The sequence below is a fragment of the Mycobacterium sp. EPa45 genome (assembly GCF_001021385.1).
Classification (GTDB): domain Bacteria; phylum Actinomycetota; class Actinomycetes; order Mycobacteriales; family Mycobacteriaceae; genus Mycobacterium.
Genome location: NZ_CP011773.1, coordinates 5,226,359 through 5,249,450, shown reverse-complemented (window position 1 = coordinate 5,249,450; position 23,092 = coordinate 5,226,359). Strand labels below are relative to the sequence as shown.

General features: G+C 66.2%; 18 protein-coding genes. 15 read left to right on the top strand and 3 right to left on the bottom strand.

Annotated features, from left to right (window positions below; genetic code table 11):
- The first annotated feature begins 2 nt into the window (after nucleotides 1–2).
- Genes AB431_RS24780 through AB431_RS24765 form a run of 4 tightly spaced genes read left to right on the top strand, consistent with a single transcriptional unit; the run spans nucleotide 3 to nucleotide 3,006 of the window.
- Nucleotides 3–446, top strand: a complete 444-nt coding sequence (locus AB431_RS24780) for an SRPBCC family protein (protein WP_047332168.1) — start codon at nucleotides 3–5, stop codon at nucleotides 444–446.
- A gap of 14 nt (nucleotides 447–460) precedes the next feature.
- Complete coding sequence (locus AB431_RS24775; protein WP_047332167.1) at nucleotides 461–1,540, top strand: CaiB/BaiF CoA-transferase family protein; 1,080 nt, start codon at nucleotides 461–463, stop codon at nucleotides 1,538–1,540.
- 59 nt (nucleotides 1,541–1,599) lie between these two features.
- Nucleotides 1,600–2,052 carry an SRPBCC family protein gene (locus AB431_RS24770; protein ID WP_047332166.1) on the top strand — a complete coding sequence of 151 codons (453 nt, stop codon included), beginning with the start codon at nucleotides 1,600–1,602 and terminating at the stop codon, nucleotides 2,050–2,052.
- A gap of 39 nt (nucleotides 2,053–2,091) precedes the next feature.
- Nucleotides 2,092–3,006, top strand: coding sequence for an LLM class F420-dependent oxidoreductase (locus tag AB431_RS24765; RefSeq protein ID WP_047332165.1), 915 nt, complete (start codon nucleotides 2,092–2,094; stop codon nucleotides 3,004–3,006).
- On the opposite strand, the gene AB431_RS24760 is transcribed toward AB431_RS24765, so the two are convergent.
- The gene (locus tag AB431_RS24760) at nucleotides 2,980–4,164 is read right to left on the bottom strand and encodes a pyridoxal phosphate-dependent aminotransferase (RefSeq protein WP_047332164.1); all 1,185 of its coding nucleotides are present in this window, start codon (nucleotides 4,162–4,164) and stop codon (nucleotides 2,980–2,982) included. The genes AB431_RS24765 and AB431_RS24760 overlap by 27 nt on opposite strands.
- A gap of 102 nt (nucleotides 4,165–4,266) precedes the next feature.
- On the opposite strand from AB431_RS24760, the gene AB431_RS24755 reads away from it, so the two are divergent.
- From AB431_RS24755 to AB431_RS24705, 11 genes are all read left to right on the top strand, one after another.
- Nucleotides 4,267–5,562, top strand: a complete 1,296-nt coding sequence (locus AB431_RS24755; protein WP_047332163.1) for a helix-turn-helix domain-containing protein — start codon at nucleotides 4,267–4,269, stop codon at nucleotides 5,560–5,562.
- A gap of 110 nt (nucleotides 5,563–5,672) precedes the next feature.
- The gene (adh, locus tag AB431_RS24750) at nucleotides 5,673–7,196 is read left to right on the top strand and encodes an aldehyde dehydrogenase (protein WP_047332162.1); all 1,524 of its coding nucleotides are present in this window, start codon (nucleotides 5,673–5,675) and stop codon (nucleotides 7,194–7,196) included.
- Nucleotides 7,197–7,232: 36 nt separating this feature from the next.
- The gene (acs, locus tag AB431_RS24745; RefSeq protein ID WP_047332161.1) at nucleotides 7,233–9,167 is read left to right on the top strand and encodes an acetate--CoA ligase; all 1,935 of its coding nucleotides are present in this window, start codon (nucleotides 7,233–7,235) and stop codon (nucleotides 9,165–9,167) included.
- A gap of 58 nt (nucleotides 9,168–9,225) precedes the next feature.
- Nucleotides 9,226–10,287: an alcohol dehydrogenase AdhP gene (gene adhP, locus AB431_RS24740; protein WP_047332160.1), complete on the top strand. Its 1,062-nt coding sequence runs from the start codon at nucleotides 9,226–9,228 to the stop codon at nucleotides 10,285–10,287.
- Nucleotides 10,288–10,353: 66 nt separating this feature from the next.
- Nucleotides 10,354–11,007: a C39 family peptidase gene (locus tag AB431_RS24735; protein ID WP_235435755.1), complete on the top strand. Its 654-nt coding sequence runs from the start codon at nucleotides 10,354–10,356 to the stop codon at nucleotides 11,005–11,007.
- Nucleotides 11,008–11,115: 108 nt separating this feature from the next.
- Nucleotides 11,116–12,327, top strand: coding sequence for an acetyl-CoA C-acetyltransferase (locus tag AB431_RS24730; protein ID WP_047332159.1), 1,212 nt, complete (start codon nucleotides 11,116–11,118; stop codon nucleotides 12,325–12,327).
- A gap of 9 nt (nucleotides 12,328–12,336) precedes the next feature.
- Nucleotides 12,337–14,472 carry a 3-hydroxyacyl-CoA dehydrogenase NAD-binding domain-containing protein gene (locus AB431_RS24725; protein WP_047332158.1) on the top strand — a complete coding sequence of 712 codons (2,136 nt, stop codon included), beginning with the start codon at nucleotides 12,337–12,339 and terminating at the stop codon, nucleotides 14,470–14,472.
- A gap of 85 nt (nucleotides 14,473–14,557) precedes the next feature.
- Nucleotides 14,558–16,054 carry a fatty acid--CoA ligase family protein gene (locus AB431_RS24720; protein ID WP_047332157.1) on the top strand — a complete coding sequence of 499 codons (1,497 nt, stop codon included), beginning with the start codon at nucleotides 14,558–14,560 and terminating at the stop codon, nucleotides 16,052–16,054.
- 826 nt (nucleotides 16,055–16,880) lie between these two features.
- Nucleotides 16,881–17,870, top strand: coding sequence for an LLM class F420-dependent oxidoreductase (locus AB431_RS24715; protein ID WP_047332156.1), 990 nt, complete (start codon nucleotides 16,881–16,883; stop codon nucleotides 17,868–17,870).
- A gap of 94 nt (nucleotides 17,871–17,964) precedes the next feature.
- Nucleotides 17,965–18,387, top strand: coding sequence for a Zn-ribbon domain-containing OB-fold protein (locus AB431_RS24710; RefSeq protein WP_047332155.1), 423 nt, complete (start codon nucleotides 17,965–17,967; stop codon nucleotides 18,385–18,387).
- Between the two features lie 2 nt (nucleotides 18,388–18,389).
- Entirely contained in the window at nucleotides 18,390–19,535 is a 1,146-nt protein-coding gene (locus AB431_RS24705) for a thiolase family protein (protein ID WP_047333778.1), read from the top strand.
- On the opposite strand, the gene AB431_RS24700 is transcribed toward AB431_RS24705, so the two are convergent.
- Nucleotides 19,532–21,259 carry a PE-PPE domain-containing protein gene (locus AB431_RS24700; RefSeq protein ID WP_144418361.1) on the bottom strand — a complete coding sequence of 576 codons (1,728 nt, stop codon included), beginning with the start codon at nucleotides 21,257–21,259 and terminating at the stop codon, nucleotides 19,532–19,534. The two genes, AB431_RS24705 and AB431_RS24700, sit on opposite strands and share 4 nt — an antisense overlap.
- A 158-nt stretch (nucleotides 21,260–21,417) precedes the next feature.
- Nucleotides 21,418–23,067, bottom strand: a complete 1,650-nt coding sequence (locus AB431_RS24695; protein WP_047332153.1) for a DNA repair helicase XPB — start codon at nucleotides 23,065–23,067, stop codon at nucleotides 21,418–21,420.
- Nucleotides 23,068–23,092: the final 25 nt, after the last annotated feature.

The window sequence follows — 23,092 nt, the reverse complement described above, 5'->3', positions numbered from 1 at the left end:
ACATGGCCATCACCGAGACCCGCGAAGTCACCATCGAGGCAACACCCGACGAGATCCTGGCGGTGCTCTACGACCTCGAGTCGCTGCCGAAGTGGTCCTCGGCGCACCAGAAGGTCGAGGTGCTCGAACGGGACTCCGACGGTCATCCGAGCAAGTCGCGCCAGACCGTCAAGGTCGTCGGCGTCAACGACGAGCAGGTGCTCGACTACAGCGTGGAGCCCGACGGGGTGAGCTGGACCCTGGTCAGCTCCAAACAACAACGCGCACAGGAGGGTCGCTACACACTGACCCCCGACGGGGACTCGACCCGGGTGCGGTTCGAGCTGACCGTCGACCCCCTGGTTCCGCTGCCCGGCTTCGTGATCAAGCGCGGCGCCAAAGGACTGATGGAGACCGCGACCGACGGACTGCGCAAGCAGGTTCTGAAGTCCAAGAAGGGTGGCTGAGCTACCTTTCAATCGTGACGACTACCGGACCCCTGGCCGGGGTGAGAGTCATCGAACTCGGCGGGATCGGTCCGGGCCCGCATGCCGGCATGATCCTGGCCGACCTCGGTGCCGACGTGGTGCGGGTCCGCCGCCCCGGCGGGTTGGCCATGCCCGCCGAAAACGTCGACCTCATGCACCGCGGCAAGCGGGTGGTCGACCTCGACGTCAAGAACCAGCCCGACGCGTTGCTCGACCTGGCGGCGAAAGCCGACGTTCTGCTGGACTGCTTTCGCCCAGGCACCTGTGAGCGCCTCGGTATCGGGCCCGACGACTGCGCGGCGGTCAACCCGCGGTTGATCTTCGCCCGCATCACCGGCTGGGGTCAGGATGGGCCACTGGCGTCGACCGCGGGGCACGACATCAACTACCTGTCCCAGACCGGGGCGCTCAGCGCGATCGGCTACCGGGACCGACCACCGGTCGCGCCGCTCAACCTGGTCGCCGATTTCGGTGGCGGCTCGATGCTGGTCCTGATCGGCATCGTCGCGGCCCTCTACGAGCGGGAGAAGTCCGGCCGTGGTCAGGTGATCGACGCCGCGATGGTCGACGGGGTCAGCGTGCTGGCGCAGATGATGTGGACGATGAAGGCGACCGGCTCGCTCACCGACCAGCGGGAGTCCTTCCTGCTCGACGGCGGTGCCCCGTTCTACCGGACCTACGAGACCGCGGACGGCGGCTACATGGCCGTCGGCTCGATCGAACCGCAATTCTTCGCCCAGTTGCTGGCCGGACTGGGGCTCGCGGCCGACGAGGTGCCCGGCCAATTCGACCGCGCCCGCTACCCCGAGATGCAGGAGCTGTTCACGACGACGTTCGCAGGCAAGACCCGCGACGAGTGGACGGCCATCTTCGCCGGCACCGACGCGTGCGTCACGCCGGTGCTCAGCTGGACCGAGGCCGCCGCAGGCGAACACCTTTTGGCGCGCCGCACCGTTATTAACGTCGACGGTACGCAGCAGGCCGCGCCCGCGCCCCGCTTCTCCCGCAGCCCGGCCGGGCCCGTCGGGCTGCCGCCGCAAAGCACCACATCGCTGGCCGACATCGATTGGTAAGAACTCAACTCGGCCAAAGCCGACACAGCGGGCCGCATCAGTAACTACGTTTGCTGATTGTGGCGGTACGGGCATCGCGCGAGATCGTGATCGACGCCCCGCCGGAGGTCGTCCTCGATGCGATCGCCGACATCGAGGCGGTGCCGACGTGGTCGTCGGTGCACAAGCATGCGCACATCGTTGATCGCTATGACGACGGCCGGCCTCGGCTCGTCAAGGTCACCGTCAAACTGCTCGGCCTGGTCGACCACGAACTGCTCGAGTACCACTGGGGACGGGACTGGGTCGTCTGGGACGCCGACCGCACCTCACAGCAGCACGCTCAGCACGGCGAGTACACCCTGAGCCGCGAGGGCACAGCGACCCGGGTTCGGTTCGACATCACGCTCGAGCCGTCCACACCGCTGCCACTGTTCCTGATCAAGCGCGCGAAGAAGACGGTGCTGGCCGCGGCGACCGAGGGCTTGCGGAGTTTCGTCCTGGCGGGCAAGGGTTCGCTTCAGCCCGAATAGATCGGAATGACCGGCGGTCCCGGCGGTGTTGGGCCAGACATGACGACCGGACTGGTTCTGCTACCGAATCCTGAAGCCGACAATGCCGTGGACGATGTCATCGACCAGGCCCGAGCCGCGTACGCCGCGGGGGTTCGCCAGGTCTGGTTCGCGCAGCGCTTCGACATCGACGCCATCGCGCTGGCGGGCATTGTCGGCGCTGCGGTGCCAGGTCTGGGCGTGGGAACGTCGGTGGTGCCGCTGAATCCGCGCCACCCGCTGGTCGTCGCCGGGCTGGCGCAGACCGCGCAGGCCGCCAGCCACGGCAACTTCAGCCTCGGCCTGGGCTTGGGTGCCCACGAACCCGAGCGGGTGGCTTTCGGGCAGTCGTGGCCCAACACGATCACCCGGCTGCGTGAGCATCTCACCGTGCTGCGGTCCGTATTCGACGGCGGCGCAGTGGATTTCCACGGCTCTGAGCTGTCCGCCGCCCCGGAGTGGGATGTCCGGGTGTCCGGCGGCACGCCGGTGCCGGTGTACGTCGCGGCGATGGGCCCCAAGGCTCTGGCCGTCACCGGTGAGCTGGCCGACGGGACGCTGCCGTATCTGGCCGGCCCGCGCACCATCGGTGAATTCATCGCACCGGTGATCGGCAAAGCCGCGAGTGAGGCGGGCCGGCCCAGCCCCCGCATCATCGCTGCGGTGCCGGTGTTGGTCACCGACGACGAGAGCGCCGGGCAAGCCGTGGCCGCCGAGGAACTCGCCTTCTACACCAGCATCCCGTCGTATCAGAAGATCATCGCCCGCGAGGGTCTGGACAACGTCGCCGATCTGGCCGCCGTCGGCCCGGTCGAGGCGGTGGTCCGCCGGCTGCAGGGCTATCTCGACGCCGGCGCAACCGATCTCGTACTGAGCCCGCTGCGCTCACAGTCGGCATCGGCGCAGGAGCTATGGGAGGTTGCGGCCGCCATCTAATGCGCCGAGCCGTCTGATCGCCTCGTCAAGAGTGTCGTCGCGCTTGCAAAAAGCAAAGCGCACCAAGTGATTCCACTCGCCGATGTGCGACGACTCCGGATCGCAGAACGCCGACATTGGAATCGCCGCCACTCCGGCCTTGGCGGGCAGCTCGGCGCAGAACTCGGTGCTGTCGGAGTAGCCCAGCGGCCGTGGGTCCGCGCACAGGAAGTACGTGCCAGCGCTGTCATGCACGGCGAAACCCAACTCGGTCAGTGCCGCGGCGAGCCGATCACGCTTGGCCTGCAACGAGTCTCGCAGGTCCTGCACCCAAGCTTCCTCGAAGTTCAGCGCATAGGCCACCGCGGGCTGGAACGGAGCGCCGCCCACATAGCTCAGATACTGCTTCGCTGCGCGCACGCCGGCGATCAGGTCCGGTTTGCCGCACACCCACCCGATCTTCCAGCCCGTGCAGTTGAACATCTTGGCTGCGCTGGAGATAGTCAGCGTGCGGTCGGCCATTCCGGGGTAGGCCGCCAACGGCAGATGCTGTTTGCCGTCGAACACCAGATGTTCGTAGACCTCGTCGGTGATCACCAGCAGGTCGGCGTCGACGGCCAGTGCGGCCAGGGCCCGCAGGTCGTGATCCGAGAGGACCATGCCGGTCGGGTTGTGCGGTGAGTTGACGATCAGTGCCCGGGTTTTCGGCGTTACCGCAGCGCGCAGCGCGTCGACGTCGAGGGCGAAGCCACGGCCGTCCGGCACCAGCGGCACCGTCACCCGCCCGCAACCGGCCATCGCGATGACGGGGGAGTAGGAGTCGTAGAACGGCTCGATGAGCAGGACATCCGAACCGGGCTCGACGAGGCCGAGGACTGCCGCCGCGATCGCCTCGGTGGCGCCGACGGTGACCAGCACCTCGGTCTCCGGGTCGTACTCGACGTCGTACTGCCGCTTGCGCTGGGCGGCGATCGCCTCGCGCAGCGGGGCGATACCCAATCCCGGCGGGTACTGATTGACCCCCTCGGCGATCGCCTTCTGCGCGGCCTCCAACATTCCGACGGGGCCGTCCTCGTCCGGGAAACCCTGCCCGAGGTTCACCGCGCCGATGCGCGCGGCGAGCGCGGACATCTCGGCGAAGATCGTCACCGCGTAGGGCTGCAGACGCGAAACCGTCATAGCGCGCGAGCCTACTCAGTTCGCTGTTGATGGCGCGGCCAGCGGGGGCTATCGTGACCGCACGCGTAGGTCAGCGTTGCCGCGCGAGGAGTATGACCGCCGATGGAAGCATCCAGAACACCGCGGACCGGGGCCGGTGGCCCACGTCGGTCGTCGGTGCTGCGCGCGGTCCACGAGCTGTTCGTTGCCGGTGAGGTCGACGCCAGCTACCTGGAGTCGAGCTCGTTGCGACCGATCGTCGCCAAGAGCTGGCAGCGCAGCCTGGCCAAGGGCGTCGACCCGGACGGTGCGGCGCAGCCCTCCCCAGTCGGGGAGAAATTGGCGCGGTTGCGCGAGACGCATCCGCTGGCACCGGCGTTGCCCGTGATTCGGCGGTTGCTTGTCGACGATGCCGCCGGCACCGGGGTGCTGGTAGCCGTCAGTGGCGCTGACGGAACCCTGCTGTGGGTGGAGGGCGACGCAGGCGCCTGCCGTCGCGCGGAGGCGATGAACTTCGTACCCGGTGCGGACTGGAGCGAGCGCGGCGCAGGCACCAATGCGCCTGGCACCGCCTTGGCCTTGGACGCCGAGCTGCAAATCCACGGCTCCGAGCACTTCACCCGTGTGGTGCAACCGTGGAGCTGCACGGCGGTGCCGGTGCACGACCCGACCACCGGTGCGCTGCTCGGCGCACTGGATCTGACCGGCGGATCGCGGGTTGCTACGCCGCAGGCACTGGCGCTGGTTCGCGCCACCGTCGTCGCTGTCGAAACGCATCTGGCGCTGCTGCGTCTGACCGGCGGACCCGTCGAGGCCGCGCCGCCACGACCCCGGCTCGCTGTGCTCGGCTCCGAACGCCCGCGCTGGCTGGTCACGGACGAGTTCGGACACCTGCGGGCCACCACGCTGACCGGCAGGCACGCCGACATCCTGGTGCTGTTGAGCCGTCACCCCGAGGGGCTCAGTGCCGACCACCTGGCGATGCTGCTCGATGACAAGGACCTGGACGTCGTGACGGTGCGTGCCGAGATGTCGCGGCTGCGCAAGGTCGTCGGCGCCGATGCCATCGAGTCGCGGCCCTATCGGCTGATGGTGCCGATCACCACCGACATCGGCGAGGTATACGAGGCGCTCGATGCCGGGGATGTGACCGCGGCACTCGACCGGTATCCGGGACCCCTTCTGCCACAGTCGATCTCACCGGCAATCGGGCGACTGCGTACCGAGCTGACGATGACGCTGCGTGCCGCCGTGCTTTCCACCGGCGATCCGGCATTGCTTCGCCGCTGGCTGGACAGCCCGGACGGGCGCGATGACCGGGACGGGTGGCGCGCGTTGCACGACGGCACCCTGCCCGGCTCGGTGCAGCAGGCCCAGGCCCGCGGCAAGCTGGCCGGACTGGACTTCGACCTGGCCTGATCCGCAGCCGCACGGTTGCACGGTGACGTGCAACCGTGCTGCAACCCCGCACTGCCTACCTTCAGTGACGACCGACACATTTCGTCGTCTTGACCAGGCAGGAGAACACCATGACCGTTTACGCGAGGCCCGGTACGGAGGGCTCGTTGATGTCCTTTGCGGCTCGCTACGAGAACTTCATCGGTGGTCAGTGGACCGCGCCGGTGGGCGGCCAGTACTTCGAGAACCGCACGCCGGTGACCGGTGAGGTGTTCTGCGAGGTGGCCCGGTCCACCGAGGCGGACATCGAACTGGCCCTGGACGCCGCCCACGCCGCCGCCCCGGCCTGGGGGAAGACCTCGGCGGGTGAGCGCGCCCTGATCCTGAACAAGATCGCCGATCGCATCGAGGCGAATCTGGAATCGATTGCGTTGGCCGAGTCGTGGGACAACGGCAAGCCGATCCGTGAGACGTTGAACGCCGATATTCCGTTGGCGGTGGACCACTTCCGCTACTACGCCGGGGCGATCCGCGCCCAGGAGGGCTCGCTGAGCCAGATCGATGAGGACACCGTCGCCTACCACTTCCATGAACCACTCGGTGTGGTCGGCCAGATCATCCCGTGGAATTTCCCGATCCTGATGGCGGTGTGGAAGCTGGCACCGGCACTGGCGGCCGGCAACGCGATTGTCCTCAAGCCTGCCGAGCAGACGCCGGCCTCGGTGCTCTACCTCATCTCGATCATCGGTGACCTTCTACCCGCCGGAGTTCTCAACGTGGTCAACGGATTCGGTGTCGAGGCCGGTAAACCTTTGGCGTCGTCGAATCGGATCGCCAAGATCGCGTTCACCGGGGAGACCACCACCGGCCGGCTGATCATGCAGTACGCCTCCCAGAACCTGATCCCGGTCACTCTCGAGCTCGGTGGCAAGAGCCCGAACATCTTCTTCTCCGACGTGCTCGCCGCCAACGATGACTATCAGGACAAGGCGTTGGAGGGTTTCACCATGTTCGCCCTCAACCAGGGCGAGGTGTGCACCTGTCCGTCGCGGTCGTTGATCCAGTCCGACATCTACGACGAGTTTTTGGCCATGGCCGCGATCCGCACCAAGGCCGTCCGCCAGGGTGATCCCTTGGACACCGAGACGATGATCGGCGCGCAGGCCTCCAACGACCAGTTGGAGAAGATCCTGTCCTACATCGAGATCGGGAAAAGCGAGGGCGCTCAGATCATCACCGGCGGTGAGCGTGCGCAACTCGGCGGTGATCTCAACGGCGGCTACTACGTCCAGCCGACGATCTTCACCGGCGGCAACGAGATGCGGATCTTCCAGGAGGAGATCTTCGGACCGGTGGTGTCGGTGACGTCGTTCACCGATTACGACGACGCCATCCGCATCGCCAATGACACGCTTTACGGCCTCGGTGCCGGGGTGTGGAGCCGCGACGGCAATACCGCCTACCGTGCGGGGCGTGACATCAAGGCGGGTCGGGTCTGGACCAATTGCTACCACCAGTACCCCGCGCACGCGGCGTTCGGCGGCTACAAGCAGTCCGGCATCGGCCGGGAAAACCATCTGATGATGCTCGATCACTACCAGCAGACCAAGAACCTGCTCGTCTCCTACTCCAACAAAGCCCAAGGATTCTTCTGATCAAGCCTGCTGTCGCCCACTCCACGAGGACATGACATGAATTCCTTTGCCCCGCCGGCTGATTTCGCCGCGACTGCTAATGCCACTGCCGCCCTGTATGACGCGGCGGAGGTGGATCGGTTGGCGTTTTGGGCTGATCAGGCCAACCGGTTGTCGTGGGAGAGGCCCTTCACCGAGGTGCTGGACTGGTCGGGTGCGCCGTTCGCGAAGTGGTTCGTCGGCGGCACGCTCAACGTCGCCTATAACTGTGTGGATCGTCATGTGGAAGCGGGTCATGGGGATCGGGTCGCTATTCATTGGGAGGGTGAGCCGCTCGGCGATGCCCGCACGATCACCTATGGCGAGCTCAAGGACGAGGTGTGTAAGGCTGCCAATGCCTTGACCGATCTCGGGTTGGTCGCGGGGGATCGGGTGGCGATCTACATGCCGATGGTGCCGGAGGCGATCGTGGCGATGTTGGCGTGTGCCCGGTTGGGGGTGATGCACAGTGTGGTGTTCGCCGGGTTTTCGGCCTCGGCGTTGCGGGCCCGGATCGAGGACGCTGAGGCCAAGTTGGTGATCACCACTGATGGGCAGTATCGGCGCGGAAAGGCGGTGTCGCTGAAGGAAGCTGTTGATGAGGCCGTCACGGGGCAACAGTGTGTGGAGCATGTTCTGGTGGTGCGCCGCACCGGTATTGACATCGACTGGACCGATGAGCGGGATCGGTGGTGGCACGAGACGGTGGACACGGCGTGCACCGAGCACACCCCGGAGGCGTTCGACTCCGAGCAGCCGCTGTTTTTGCTGTACACCTCGGGCACCACCGGTAAGCCCAAGGGCATTATGCATACCTCGGGTGGTTATCTGACCCAGGCGTCGTACACCCATTACAACGTCTTCGACATCAAGGCCGATTCCGATGTGTATTGGTGCACAGCCGATATCGGCTGGGTCACCGGGCATACCTACATCGTGTACGGGCCGCTGTCCAACGGGGCGACGCAGGTGGTGTACGAGGGCACCCCGGCCTCCCCTGACGAGCACCGCCATTTCCAGGTCATCGAAAAGTACGGTGTGACAATCTATTACACCGCGCCGACGCTGATCCGCACGTTTATGAAGTGGGGCCGCGAGCTGGCGTTCGAACACGACCTGTCCAGCCTGCGGCTGCTGGGCTCGGTCGGTGAGCCGATCAATCCGGAGGCGTGGCGTTGGTACCGTTTGGTGTTCGGCGCCGAGAAGACCCCGATCGTGGACACCTGGTGGCAGACCGAGACCGGCGCGATCATGATCTCGCCGCTGCCCGGGGTGACGAACTGCAAACCGGGGTCGGCGATGCGGGCGCTGCCGGGTATCTCGGCCAAGATCGTCGACGACGACGGACGTGAGTTGGAGCCCAGCCCCGATCACGGCGAGCACGTCACCGGTTATCTGGTGCTGGACAAGCCGTGGCCGGCGATGCTGCGTGGGATCTGGGGCGACCCGCAGCGGTTCACCGAGACCTACTGGGCGCGCTTCGCCGAGCAGGGCTGGTACTTCGCCGGTGACGGTGCCCGCTACGGCAGCGACGGTGAAGTGTGGGTGCTCGGGCGCATCGACGACGTCATGAACGTGTCAGGACACCGGATTTCGACCGCCGAGGTGGAGTCCGCGCTCGTCGGGCATGCCGGGGTCGCCGAGGCCGCCGTCGTCGGCGCCACCGACGAGCACACCGGACAGGCGATCTGCGCCTTCGTCATCCTCAAGGCCCACCACGCCGAGATGCCGACCGATCAGATGGTCGACGAACTGCGCGCCGAGGTCGCCAAGGAGATCTCCCCGATCGCCAAGCCACGCGAAATCCACGTCGTCCCAGAGCTACCCAAGACCCGCAGCGGCAAAATCATGCGCCGACTCCTGCGCGATGTCGCCGAAGGACGCGAACTCGGCGACACCTCGACCCTGGTCGATCCAGGAGTCTTCGAAGCGATCCGAGCCAGCAAAACCTGACTCAGCAAGACAACTAAACATCAACCATCAGAACATCTTTCACGAACGGAATGACATCATGACTCAGACACTCGACACCTCGAACACCTCGCCCACCACCGGCACCATGCGGGCCGCCGTCGTCACCGAATTCGGCGCGCCCCTGCAGATCGCCGAGCTCGACCTGCCGACCCCGGGTCCCGGTGAGGCCTTGGTCAAGCTGGAGACCTCCGGGGTCTGCCATACCGATCTACACGCCGCCCATGGTGACTGGCCCGTCAAGCCGCAACCACCGTTCATCCCGGGCCACGAGGGTTACGGCACCGTCGTCGCCCTCGGCGATGGCGTCACCGACCTCAAGGTCGGCGACAAGGTCGGCAATGCGTGGCTGTGGTCGGCGTGCGGCAGCTGCGAATACTGCCGCACCGGCTGGGAAACGCTCTGCGAGAGCCAACAGAACGGTGGCTACAGCGTCAACGGCAGCTTCGGCACCTACATGCTGGTCAATGCCGCGTACGCCGCGCGGATTCCGGACGGCGTCGACCCACTCGAGGTCGCGCCGATCTTGTGCGCCGGCGTCACGGTGTACAAGGGACTGAAGGTCACCGATACCCGTCCGGGACAGTGGGTGGCGATCTCCGGCATCGGCGGCCTCGGGCACATCGCGGTGCAGTATGCCCGCGCGATAGGTCTGCGGGTGGTGGCCGTCGACGTCGATGACGCCAAACTCGCGCTGGCGTCGAGCCTCGGCGCGGAAGTCACCGTGAATGCCAAGACCTCCGACGTCGTAGAGGAGGTGCAGAAGGCCACCGGTGGTGTGCACGGGGTGCTCGTCACCGCGGTGCATCCGCAGGCGTTCGGCCAAGCGATCGGCCTGGCCCGCCGCGGTGGAACAATCGTGTTCAATGGCCTTCCGCCAGGCGACTTTCCCGCCCCGATCTTCGATATCGTGTTGAAGGGGTTGACAATTCGCGGTTCGATCGTCGGCACGCGCCAGGACATGACCGAGGCCCTGGACTTCTATGCCCGTGGCCTGATCCACCCCACGGTCCAAGCTGCCACCCTGGACGAGGTCAACGAGGTGTTCGGCCGGATGGAACGCGGCCAAATCGACGGCCGGGTCGTCATCGACTACCGCTGAGCCCTGGTCCCGGGCGCACCAGGCCGTTTATCTGCGCGTTCGTCAATCGCGGTCTACCGTGTGCGGGTGGTCAGGTCACTCCTGCACTCGGGCGTGGTGGCGATCCTCGCGGCGCTGACGCTCATGCTCGGCGGCGTCGCTCTGGCCGATCCTTCAGCCGGATCCCAGGGCGGCGTCTACGGTGACCCGGCGGCGGCCGCCCCGTACTGGCAGGCGCAGTCCCTGGAGGACAACTGCGGGGCGATGTCGGCGGCCGATGTCGTCGGACAACTCACCGCAAGCCGGCCGACCGAGGCGCAGATCCTGGCGGTGGCTGAGCGGACGCCGTCCGAGATGAACCCCGGCGACATGATCTACAAGCCGAACAACAACGGCATTTCGATCGGGGACCTGCCGGTCTTGCTGAAGCACTACGGCATCAAATCGGTGAACAGCGACACCTCCGGCCCGGACGCGACCGGCCTCAACGCGCTGGAGCAGTACCTCGCCGCCGGCCGCAAAGTCATCGCCTTCGTCAACTACGCGATCGTCGAAGACTCCAGCGACCAGCGGACGGCAGCGGACCACTTTGTCGTGGTCACCGGCATCGACACCAACAAGAACGTGGTGCACCTCAACGACCCCGCCGCCGACGAGGCAAACACCACGCTGTCGATTTCCGCCTTCATGAAGGCCTGGGACACCTCCAACGACTCGATCATCGTCACCGCACGATCCTGAGCGACTGCCCAACCATCCGGTTGGGCGGGCTTGCTAAGCTTCGCGGGCAGAGGACGACTGTCAGCAGATCGTCACGCCCAATCCGAACAGGACCTGGAGAAAACACACATGTCCGAAGAAGCCTTCATCTACGAGGCCATCCGAACCCCGCGCGGCAAGCAGCGCGGCGGATCGCTGACCGAGGTCAAGCCCCTGAACCTGGTGGTCGGGCTGATCGACGAGCTGCGCAGCCGCTTTCCTGACCTGGACGAGACCCTGATCAGCGACGTCATCCTGGGCTGCGTCTCACCGGTTGGCGACCAGGGCGCCGACATCGCCCGCACCGCGGTGATCGCGGCCGGGATGCCCGAGACCGTCGGCGGCGTGCAGCTCAACCGGTTCTGCGCCTCCGGCCTCGAAGCGGTCAACACCGCCGCGCAGAAGGTTCGCTCCGGATGGGACGACCTGGTGCTCGCCGGCGGCGTTGAGTCGATGAGCCGCGTTCCGATGGGTTCCGACGGCGGTGCGATGTTCACCGACCCGGCCACCATGTTCGACAACTACATCGTGCCGCAGGGCATCAGCGCCGACCTGATCGCGACGATGGAGGGTTTCTCCCGCGAGGACGTCGACCGCTACGCCGAGCGGTCCCAGGAGCGGGCGGCCGCGGCCTGGTCCGGCGGCTACTTCGCCAAGTCCGTCGTTCCGGTCAAAGACCAGAACGGTCTGGTGATCCTCGACCACGACGAGCACATGCGTCCCGGCACCACCGTGGAAAGCCTGGGCAAGCTCAAATCGGCCTTCGAGGGCCTGGCCGCGATGGCCGGCTTCGACGATGTGGCGCTGCAGAAGTACCACTGGCTCGAGAAGATCAACCACGTCCACACCGGTGGCAACAGCTCCGGCATCGTCGACGGCGCCGCGCTGGTGCTGGTCGGCAGCGAGGCTGCCGGCAAGTCGCAGGGGCTCACCCCGCGGGCGCGCATCGTGGCCACCGCCACCAGTGGTGCCGAGCCGACGATCATGCTGACCGGCCCGACGCCGGCTACCCGCAAGGTGCTTGACCGCGCCGGCCTCACCGTCGACGACATCGACCTGTTCGAGCTCAACGAGGCCTTCGCGTCGGTGGTGCTGAAGTTCCAGAAAGACCTGAACATCCCGGACGAAATCCTGAACGTCAACGGCGGTGCGATCGCGATGGGTCACCCGCTGGGTGCCACCGGCGCGATGATCACCGGCACCATGGTCGACGAGCTGGAGCGTCGCGGCGCCAAGCGTGCCCTGGTCACGCTGTGCATCGGCGGCGGCATGGGCGTGGCCACCATCATCGAGAGGGTTTAAGGAAAAGCCATGGCAGAGAACACTATTGCGTGGGACAAGGATGCCGACGGCATCGTCACGCTGACGTTGGACGACCCGACCGGCGGGGCCAACGTGATGAACGAGCACTACAAAGAGTCCATGCACAACGCGGTCGAACGCCTTGTGGCCGAGAAGGATTCGATCACCGGTGTGGTGATCACCAGCGGGAAGAAGACCTTCTTCGCCGGCGGTGACCTCAAGAGCATGATCACCGCGGGCCCGGAGAACGCAGGCGAGATCTTCGCCGAGGTCGAGGACATCAAGCGTGACCTGCGCGCCCTGGAGACCCTGGGCAAGCCGGTCGTCGCCGCGATCAACGGCGCCGCGCTCGGCGGTGGCCTGGAGATCGCCCTGGCCTGTCACCACCGCATCGTGGCCGACGTCAAGGGCGTTCAGATCGGCCTGCCCGAGGTCACCCTCGGCCTGCTGCCCGGTGGCGGCGGCGTCACCCGCGTGACCCGGATGCTCGGAATCCAGAACGGCTTCGTCAACGTGCTGTCCCAGGGCACCAGGTTCAAGCCGGCCGCCGCCAAGGACAACGGCCTGGTCGACGAAATCGTCTCCAGCGTCGACGAATTGATCCCGGCCGCCAAGGCGTGGATAAAGGCCAACCCGGAAGCGCACACCCAGCCGTGGGATGCCAAGGGCTACAAGATGCCCGGCGGCACCCCGGCCAGCCCGGCGCTGGCGGCCATCCTGCCGTCGTTCCCGTCGCTGCTGCGCAAGCAGCTCAAGGGTGCGCCGATGCCGGCACCGCGGGCCATCCTGGCCGCCGCCGTCGAGGGCGCCCAGGTGGATTTCGACACCGCCAGCCGCATTGAGAGCCGGTACTTCACCGAGCTGGTCACCGGTCCGATCGCGAAGAACATGATCCAGGCGTTCTTCTTCGACCTGCAGGCCATCAACTCCGGTGGTTCACGGCCCGAGGGCATCGGCAAGACCCCGATCACCAAGATCGGTGTGCTCGGTGCGGGCATGATGGGCGCGGGCATCGCCTACGTCTCGGCCAAGGCCGGTTTCGACGTTGTGCTGAAGGATGTTTCGCTGGAAGCTGCCCAGAAGGGCAAGGGCTACTCGGAGAAGCTGGAGGCCAAGGCCCTCGAGCGTGGGCGAACCACCGAGGAAAGGTCCCGTGAAGTCCTCGATCGGATCACCCCGACCGCCGACGCCGCCGACTTCAAGGGCGTCGACTTCGTCATCGAGGCCGTTTTCGAGAACCAGGAACTCAAGCACAAGGTGTTCCAGGAGATCGAGGACATCGTCGAGCCCAACGCGATCCTCGGCTCCAACACCTCGACCATGCCGATCACCGGCCTGGCCAGTGGGGTGAAGCGCCAGGAAGACTTCATCGGAATCCACTTCTTCTCGCCGGTCGACAAGATGCCGTTGGTGGAGATCATCAAGGGCGAGAAGACTTCTGACGAGGCGCTGGCCCGGGTGTTCGACTACACGCTGGCCATCGGCAAGACCCCGATCGTGGTGAACGACAGCCGCGGCTTCTACACCAGCAGGGTCATCGGCACCTTCGTCAACGAGGCGCTGGCGATGCTCGGTGAGGGTGTCGAGCCTGCGTCGATCGAGCATGCGGGTAGCCAGGCCGGCTACCCGGCCCCGCCGCTGCAGCTCTCCGACGAGCTCAACCTGGAGCTCATGCACAAGATCGCCCTCGCCACCCGCAAGGGCGTCGAGGACGCAGGTGGCACCTACGAGCCGCATCCGGCCGAGGCCGTCGTCGAGAAGATGATCGAAATCGGCCGTCCCTCAAGGCTTTCCGGTGCTGGCTTCTACGAGTACGTGGACGGCAAGCGGACCCAGCTGTGGCCGGGGCTGCGCGAGACCTTCAACTCGGGCACCTCGACACCGCCGCTCCAGGACATGATCGACCGGATGCTGTTCGCCGAGGCGCTGGAAACCCAGAAGTGCTTCGACGAGGGCGTGATCACCACGACGGCCGACGCCAACATCGGCTCGATCATGGGAATCGGCTTCCCGCCGTGGACCGGTGGCGCCGCCCAGCTGATCGTCGGCTACCCCCATGGCGGCAAGGCCGGGTTCGTGGCGCGTGCCAAGGAGCTGGCGGAGAAGTACGGCGAGCGGTTCAACCCGCCGGCCTCCCTGCTCTAGCTGCAAGACGTCAAAGCCCGGAGGAACGATCGCGTTCCTCCGGGCTTTGACGTGTGGGGGCTCGCGCACCGCTAGCGTGAGGTCCGTGAGCGAGAGCGCCGCGACGATCAGCAGCACGCTGGCCACGAGCCTGGCCGGCTACGGCGACGCGCCGTGCATCGAGTTCAACGGACGTTGGTACACCGGTGACGAGGTTGCCGCCTACGCGGCCGCCATCGATGACGCGCTGCGGGCGGCCGGTGTCGCCGACGGGGCGGCAGTCGGCGTGGTGGCCCGCAACCGTCCACCGCATGCGGCGGCGGTGGTGGGATTGCTCGGCGCCGGGCGATGGGTGTCGATGATCTACTCATTCCAGTCGGCCGAGGCGATCGGGCGCGACATCGAACAGCTCGAACTGGCCGCGGTCGTCGCCGACCGGGATGACTGGACCGGGCCGGCGATCACCGCCGCCCGTCGCACCGGCACCGCGGGCATCGCGGTCTCGTTGACACCGCCCACGGTCGAACTCGTCAGCGGCATCGAGCGGGTCTCGGAGCGGCTGCGTGCCGCCGGTCGAGACGGCTCGACGGGTCTTCAGGTGCTCACCAGCGGCACCACCGGGCCGCCCAAACGCCACCCGATCCCGACCGCGGTGTTGGAGCACACCGTGTCCAGCGTGGCGATCACCGGTGCCTCCGCCGACGAGCCCCCCGAACTGATGTACTGGCCGCTCGGCGGAATCGGCGGGGTCTGCCAGCTGATCACCGGCGCTTACCTCGGCAAGCGGATCGCCCTGCTGGAGAAGTTCAGCGTCGCCGAGTGGGTTCGGGTGGTGAAGACCTACGGGATCCGGCGCTGCGGTCTGCAGCCTGCGGCGGTACGCATGCTTCTGGACGCCGACCTGTGCCGCGATGACCTCGCCTCGCTCGAATATGTGATCAGTGCTGCCGGACCGCTCGATCCCGAGACCCGGGACGCCTTCGAGGAACGGTATGGCGTTCCGGTGTTGTTGGCTTATGGCGCAACCGAATTCGCCGGTTCGGTGTGCACCTGGACCCCGGATCTCTATCGGGAGTTCGGCGCCGCCAAACGCGCCAGCTCGGGCCGGGTGATGCCCAACACCGAGGTCCGCATCGTCGACTCGGCCGGTGGTGGTGAGGTGCCGACCGGCGAGCAGGGCGTGCTGGAGGCCAAGATCGCTGCCATCAGCCCGGACTGGATTCGCACCAACGATCTGGCTTCGGTAGATGCTGACGGGTTCATCACGCTGCACGGCCGGGCCGACGGGGCGATCAATCGCGGTGGGTTCAAGGTACTGCCGGAGACGGTTCGCCGGGTCCTGGTCGGCCATCCGTCGGTCCGTGACGCCGCGGTCGTCGGCGTACCCGATGCCCGGTTGGGCGAGGTGCCGTTCGCCGTGGTCGAGCCCGTTCCCGGTGCCCTGCCCCCCGACCCTGCCGACCTCGTGGACTTGGTCCGTGAAGCCCTGCCCAAGCACTATGTGCCGGTCGAGGTGGTTGTGGTCGCGGATCTTCCGCGTAACCAATCGCTCAAAGTTTCACTTCGTGACGTCGCCGCGATGTACCCCGGCCGCGTGAGCTGAGCGCCACGAAGGCCAGGTCATTGCCAGCGCGTCGCGCCGAACCGGGGCGCCCTGCCGGAGACCCGATTCGAGGCGCCGACGAACCCCAGCAAATCGCAAATCCGTTACGCAGACTGGCGATCACATGTGAGCTGGAATAACTGTCGCGTGCGACGATTCGAGCAAACTTCCGTGTGTTTTGTTGTTCGCGGCCTTATGGCCTCAGTTGCTGGACGAATTGCCCCGTTCGGTTGACAGCACGCGATTTGCCGCGATGACTGTTTCCGGGAAGTGCGCCTGAACTCGACATATGTCCGATTTGGATAGCGGGAGCCGCCGGCTTGATTCATTTGCCTGCCCACGCAAGAATTTTTGCTGAATTGCACCGTCTCAGCTTGCTCTCAGCTAGCTTTTGCGGTGTGATGGGCATTACGCCAGGGGAATGAGGAGGCAAGGGGGAGCATTGGCCCCTCCCGTATGGGAGGGGCCGATTGCCGTCCGGGGGTCGTAACTTTGCCTCAAGCCCGTCGGCTGGATGACCACGGTGCGGCGTTCTGCCGGGAGGTCCTCGACGCGCATCTTGCACGCATCGATGCAGTCAGCCCGCACTCACGGCGGCAGCAACAATCCCCTTGATACGCGAACCCCCGGCGGTGGGGGCGGTATCCGTCGGCCGTGCGTTCAATCGCTCGCCGCCGTCCTATCTGCCTGGAGCGAACCGTCGAATTACGTTGGGAGTCAGTCATTCTGCGTGGTGACCACGGGCCGGCCAAGCCGCACCACCACAGGCCGGTGGTTATCGCCGACTTCTCTCACCTGATGGCGCGCTCGGCCGTAGAGTCGGGCCATGCGCTTCGGACTGTTCATCCCGCAGGGCTGGCGACTCGATCTGGCCGGCATTCCCACTGAAAAGCACTGGCAGGTAATGCGTGATCTGGCCGATCACGCGGACGCGGGTCCGTGGGACTCGCTGTGGGTGTACGACCATTTCCACACCGTGCCCATCCCGAGCGATGAAGCCACGCACGAGGCGTGGACCCTGATGGCTGCCTACGCCGCGACCACCTCGCGGATCAAGCTCGGCCAGATGTGCACCGCGATGAGCTACCGCAACCCCGTCTATCTCGCCAAGGTCGCCGCCACCACCGACATCATCTCCGGGGGCCGTGTCCAGATGGGCATCGGCGGCGGCTGGTATGAGCACGAGTGGCGGGCGTATGGCTACGGCTTCCCGTCCGCGGGAGTGCGGCTGGCCCGGCTCGACGAGGGCGTCCAGATCATGCGAGATGCCTGGCGGGATGGAAAGGTCAGTTTCGAGGGCAAGCAGTATCAGGTGGACGGGGCGATTGTCGCTCCTAAGCCGTTGCAGGAGGGCGGGATTCCACTGTGGATCGCCGGTGGCGGCGAGAAGGTGACGCTCAAGATCGCGGCGAAGTACGCGCAGTACACCAACTTCACCTCCGAACCCGACGGGTTCGCGCACAAGTCGCGGGTGCTCGCCGAGCACTGCCGTGAGGTCGGCACGGACTTCGACGCCATCGTCCGGTCGGCCAACGTCAACGCGATCCTCGGCAGCTCGGCCGATGATGTCACCGCGCGGGTGAAGCGCGTGCGCGACCGACTGGCCGGGTTGTGCGGCGACGCCGCTGCCGACGCGATGATGACGACGGTCAGTGCGCCCGGCTCCGCGGCGGGAACTCCCGAGCAGGTCATCGAGAGCCTCACCGGGCTGCGCGACCTGGGTTGTGAATACGTGATCTGCTACTTCCCCGAGGCCGCCTACGACAGGTCCGGCATCGAGTTGTTCGAGCGTGAGGTGATCCCCGCGCTGACGTGAGAAGCGCGTGCACTCAGATGAGAATGCGGTTTCCAACACTGGCCAACAGTGTTGTACGATCCGGCTACCGATTTGGACTACGAAGGATGCCGCTATGCAGAAGGCCCTGGCGCCCGAAATCTCCACTTGGCCGGAGGACAATCCGCAGCTGATCGGCAGTAAATGTGCCAGTTGCTCGGCCGTGGTGTTTCCGAGCCAGCAGCGTTGCCCGCACTGCAGCGCGGGCGGCATGAACGAGGTCAAGCTGCCCCGACGCGGCACCCTGGTCGCGTGGACGACGCAGGGCTTCCCCCCCGGCGCCCCCTACATCGGTCCGACGGGCAAGGATTTCGTCCCGTTCGGTGTCGGCCTGGTGCAGCTCGACGACGTCGTGCGGGTCGAAGGTCGGCTCACCGAGAACGACCCCGAGAAGCTCAAGTGGGGCATGGACGTCGAGCTGACGATGATCCCGTTCGCCACCGACGCCGAGGGCAATGAGATCGTCACGTTCGCGTTCCAGCCGGCGGAAGGGGCATGAGCGTGAGCAACGACGTCGCGATCATCGGGGTCGGCCTGCACCCGTTCGGCCGGTTCGACAAGACCGCCATGCAGATGGGTGCCGAGGCGATCGAGCTGGCGTTGAAGGACGCGGGAGCGGAGTGGAAGGACATCCAGTTCGGCTTCGGCGGCAGCTATGAGGTGTCCAACCCCGACGCGGTGACGCGCCTGGTCGGCCTGACCGGCATCACGTTCACCAACGTCTTCAACGCCTGCGCCACCGCGGCCAGCGCGATTCAACAGACCGCGGACACCATCCGGCTCGGCAAGTACGACATCGGCATCGCCGTCGGCCTGGACAAGCACCCGCGTGGCGCATTCACCGACGACCCGGCCAAGCTGGCGCTGCCGCAGTGGTACGCCCAGAACGGACAGTTCGTCACCACCAAGTTCTTCGGTATCAAGGCCAACCGGTACATCCACGATCACGGCATCTCCGAGGAGACGCTGGCGCGGGTGGCCAACAAGAACTTCCGCAATGGTGTGCTGAACCCGAACGCCTTCCGGCGCAAAGAGATCTCGGTCGAGGAGATCATGGCCTCGCCGGTGTTGAACTACCCGTTGCGGCAGTACATGTTCTGCGCTCCCGACGAGGGCGCCGCCGCGGTCATCATGTGCCGCGCGGATATCGCTCACCGATTCACCGACAAGCCGGTTTACGTGCGCGCCAGCGAGATTCGTACCCGCACCTTCGGTGCCTACGAGGTGCACGGCACCTCGGCGCCGCTCGACGAGGACGTGTCGCCGACCGTCTACGCGGCCAAGGCAGCCTACGAGGAGGCCGGAATCGGGCCCGACGACGTCGACATCGCCCAGCTGCAGGACACCGACGCCGGCGCCGAGATCATCCACATGGCCGAGACCGGTCTGTGCGCCGACGGGGAGCAGGAGAAGCTGCTGGCCGACGGGGCCACCGAGATCCACGGCTCGCTGCCGATCAACACCGATGGTGGCCTGATCGCAAACGGCGAGCCGATCGGCGCCTCGGGACTGCGGCAGATGCACGAGCTGGTGCGCCAGCTGCGCGGCGAGGCCGGCGAACGTCAGGTGCCGGGTAACCCGCGGGTCGGCCTCGCGCAGGTGTACGGCGCGCCCGGAACCGCTTCGGCGACAATTCTTTCGCTCTAGACGTTCGTCTCCTGGCCGAAGAATCCCTGGACGGCCTGGAGCAGTACGAGCGCCTCGATCAGGCCCGCCGTGGTGACCAAACCGGTGGCGGCGGCGATCGGTAGTCCGATCGCGTTGACCAGCCCATTGATCACGTCGCCGGACAGGGCTTGCTGAATGCCGCTGAGGAACAGGTTGATTCCATAGGCGGGCAGCATCGTGACGATGGCGTTGACGATGTCGGCGGTAGGCAGCGCCGCTGCATACAGGGCCGCAGCGGAATTGGAGATGGTGTAGGCGATGTCGGTGGTCACCGTCTGCAGGGTCGAGATGACGCCCGAGGGGGTCGGAAGGGCGGCCGGCCCGGGTGTCGGCCACTTCAGCGCGGCGAGTTCGTGCTGCATCACCCCACCCGGACTGACGTCGGCGACGAAGGCTTGCAGCCCCTGTCCGATTCCGGCGACGAACAGGTTGGCTACCTGGCCCCAGTCGACATTGGGAATGAAGCCGAAAGTCGTTTGCTGATTGGCGAATCCATTGGTCGACCAGCCGTACTGAGGGTCGCCGTAACCGAGGTTGACGACGACCTTCAGGGCGGGCTGCAGCAGGTCGGCGATCGGATTGCCGATCACCGGTAGCAGCCGCAGCGGCTCGAGCAACGGGAGATTTGCGGTCGGGATGATGTAGTACTTCTGACTCGGGTCGGTCGTCGCCAACGGGATGGCCGAATTGACTTGCTGAGACGTGAGATCCGCGTATTTGGTGTGCACGAAGATGATGCCCAGTCCGGCGTTGAGAACCGATAGGACGTTGAGCGGGTAGCGCGGGAAGTCGGCGAACCCGTCGTACTCCAAGGTGTAGTTCGTGGTGGGGAAGGCGTTTTCCGGGGTGGCGCCGTAGAAGGGCAGACCGAGGCTCGGAAGATTCAGTCCAGGGAAGCGGGACAGGAGCCCGCCGTTGGGGTTCATCTCGTTGCCGACCAAAACGAAGTTGACGGGTGTGCCCGACGGCAGCTGGCTCATGATCAGTGACGAGATGATCGCGCTCTGGGAGTAGCCGAATACCGTGGCGGTGTTTCCCGCGGCGACTTGCTCGGCGATTGACGCGGCGAGAATCTGAATGCCCTGCTGCACAGACACATTCAGTGGCAGGCTCTTCACCCCGGTGATCGGGTACAACCCTTCGGGGGTGTCCAGCTGGAACGGGATGGAGCCTGGATACGACGGCGCGATGTAGAGATTGAAGACGTTCTGGATGTAACTCGGTTTGGGGATCGGAACTCCGCTGGGGCCCATGATCACCGCGGTGTTCTGGGCGGCGGCGACCTGCACCTGGGCGTCCGGCGCCGGCGATGTGGCGGTCGCGGGACGCGCTGAGGCGCCGGTGTCGCGACGGCTGTAGGCGAGCGCCGCCACCTCGAGGAGCGACTCGGCAGGTGGCACGTCTGGTGTCGAAGGACCGGCGGTCGCTGCCGGCGCCGCCTTGGCGGTTGGCGGCGAGGTGATGGACTGGGCTCGCACCGATGTCGCCGGATGTGGCCGTCCGGACGTTGCCGTGGTCGCGCTGTGCTTGGCCGGTCCGGCCGCGGTCTGGCTGGAACCCGGCCGGGCCGAGCCGGCATGCGCCGAGGAGTCACCCGAGCCTGCGCCGTCGGCCCACGCCGTCGCGCCGCCGTACACGGCGGCACCCACGCCCAGCGCAACCGCCAACCCGCCAACTCGACCGATGAACCCCGCTGCGCGCACGCTCTACCCCCTTTTGTCACCCGACCACGTGTCGTGGCGAAGACTAACCTCTCGCCGCTACGTTCGCTACGGGATTCGTTTCGCGGGGACAGCGTTCAATTCAACGGACAACGAGCTGTTGCTATCGACGCACGGCGGCAACCTTTGGTTGCGTGACGTCAGATCGCCGGACCGAGCAGGTCGTCGGCGTCTTTGATGACGTAGCCGTAGCCCTGTTCGGCGAGGAACCGCTGCCGGTGTGCGGCGTACTCGGCGTCCAGGCTGTCGCGAGAGACCACGGAGTAGAAGACCGCCCCACCGCCGTCGTGCTTGGGACGAAGCAACCGGCCCAGCCGCTGGGCCTCTTCCTGGCGGGACCCGAAAGTACCCGAAACCTGAACGGCCACGGAGGCTTCCGGCAGGTCGATCGAGAAGTTCGCCACCTTGGAGACCACGAGCGTCTTGACCTCACCGCGGCGGAAGGCGTCGAAGAGCGCTTCGCGCTCCGCGTTCTTCGTCGAACCCTGGATCACCGGTGCGCCCAGTTCGGCGCCGAGCTCGTCGAGCTGATCGAGGTAGGCCCCGATCACCAGCGTCGGCTCGCCGGGATGCTTGGCGAGGATCGATTTCACCACCGCGATCTTCGAGTGTGCGGTCGAGCAGAGTTTGTAGCGCTCGTCAGGTTCGGCGACCGCGTACAACATCCGCTCGTTGTCGGTCATCGTCACGCGCACCTCGATGCACTCCGCCGGGGCGATCCAACCCTGGGCCTCGATGTCCTTCCACGGAGCGTCGTATCGCTTGGGGCCGATGAGACTGAACACGTCGCCCTCGCGGCCGTCCTCGCGGATCAACGTTGCAGTAAGCCCCAGTCGGCGACGGGACTGCAGGTCGGCGGTCATGCGGAACACCGGCGCGGGCAGCAGGTGCACCTCGTCGTAAATGATCAGGCCCCAGTCGCGGCTGTCGAACAGCTCAAGATGCTTGTACTCGCCCTTGGTGCGGCGGGTGATCACCTGATATGTGGCGATGGTGACCGGTCGGATCTCCTTGCGCTCACCGGAGTACTCGCCGATCTCCTCCTCGGTCAGCGATGTCCGTGCGATCAGCTCCCGTTTCCACTGCCGCCCCGCGACGGTGTTGGTGACCAGGATCAGCGTCGTCGCGCCGGCCTTGGCCATCGCGGCCGCGCCGACCAGCGTCTTACCCGCTCCGCACGGAAGGACCACCACACCCGAGCCGCCGTCCCAGAAAGAATCGGCGGCCATCTGCTGATAGTCGCGGAGTTCCCAGCCGTCCTGCGAGAGATCGATCGGGTGAGCCTCGCCGTTGACGTAGCCGGCCAGGTCCTCGGCCGGCCAGCCGATCTTGAGCAGCATCTGCTTGATCCGGCCGCGCTCACTGGGATGGACGATCACCGTGTCGTCGTCGATACGAGCGCCCAGCATCGGGCTGATCTTCTTGTTGCGCAGCACCTCTTCGAGCACGGCCCGATCGAGGCTGACCAGAACCAGGCCATGAACCGGGCTCTTGACCAGCTGCAGCCGGCCGTAGCGCGCCATCGTGTCGACGATGTCGACCAGCAGCGGCTGCGGTACGGCATAGCGCGAGAAGCTGACCAGCGCGTCGACCACCTGCTCGGCGTCATGGCCGGCGGCGCGGGCGTTCCACAGCGCCAGCGGGGTGATGCGGTAGGTGTGGATGTGCTCGGGCGCGCGTTCGAGTTCGGCGAACGGGGCGATTGCAGAACGGGCCGCACCGGCGAGTTCATGGTCGACTTCGAGCAGCACGGTTTTATCGGACTGCACGATCAATGGACCTTCAGTCATCTAGCGCCACTCCTCCTCATCGCTG

What these genes read in the sequence shown, in the direction of transcription:
- AB431_RS24780 (WP_047332168.1), top strand. Translation starts at nt 3, where the DNA reads ATGGCCATCACCGAGACCCGCGAAGTCACCATCGAGGCAACACCCGAC.
- AB431_RS24765 (WP_047332165.1), top strand. Translation starts at nt 2,092, where the DNA reads ATGACGACCGGACTGGTTCTGCTACCGAATCCTGAAGCCGACAATGCC.
- AB431_RS24760 (WP_047332164.1), bottom strand. Translation starts at nt 4,164, where the DNA reads ATGACGGTTTCGCGTCTGCAGCCCTACGCGGTGACGATCTTCGCCGAG.
- AB431_RS24755 (WP_047332163.1), top strand. Translation starts at nt 4,267, where the DNA reads ATGGAAGCATCCAGAACACCGCGGACCGGGGCCGGTGGCCCACGTCGG.
- adh (WP_047332162.1), top strand. Translation starts at nt 5,673, where the DNA reads ATGACCGTTTACGCGAGGCCCGGTACGGAGGGCTCGTTGATGTCCTTT.
- acs (WP_047332161.1), top strand. Translation starts at nt 7,233, where the DNA reads ATGAATTCCTTTGCCCCGCCGGCTGATTTCGCCGCGACTGCTAATGCC.
- adhP (WP_047332160.1), top strand. Translation starts at nt 9,226, where the DNA reads ATGACTCAGACACTCGACACCTCGAACACCTCGCCCACCACCGGCACC.
- AB431_RS24730 (WP_047332159.1), top strand. Translation starts at nt 11,116, where the DNA reads ATGTCCGAAGAAGCCTTCATCTACGAGGCCATCCGAACCCCGCGCGGC.
- AB431_RS24725 (WP_047332158.1), top strand. Translation starts at nt 12,337, where the DNA reads ATGGCAGAGAACACTATTGCGTGGGACAAGGATGCCGACGGCATCGTC.
- AB431_RS24715 (WP_047332156.1), top strand. Translation starts at nt 16,881, where the DNA reads ATGCGCTTCGGACTGTTCATCCCGCAGGGCTGGCGACTCGATCTGGCC.
- AB431_RS24710 (WP_047332155.1), top strand. Translation starts at nt 17,965, where the DNA reads ATGCAGAAGGCCCTGGCGCCCGAAATCTCCACTTGGCCGGAGGACAAT.
- AB431_RS24695 (WP_047332153.1), bottom strand. Translation starts at nt 23,067, where the DNA reads ATGACTGAAGGTCCATTGATCGTGCAGTCCGATAAAACCGTGCTGCTC.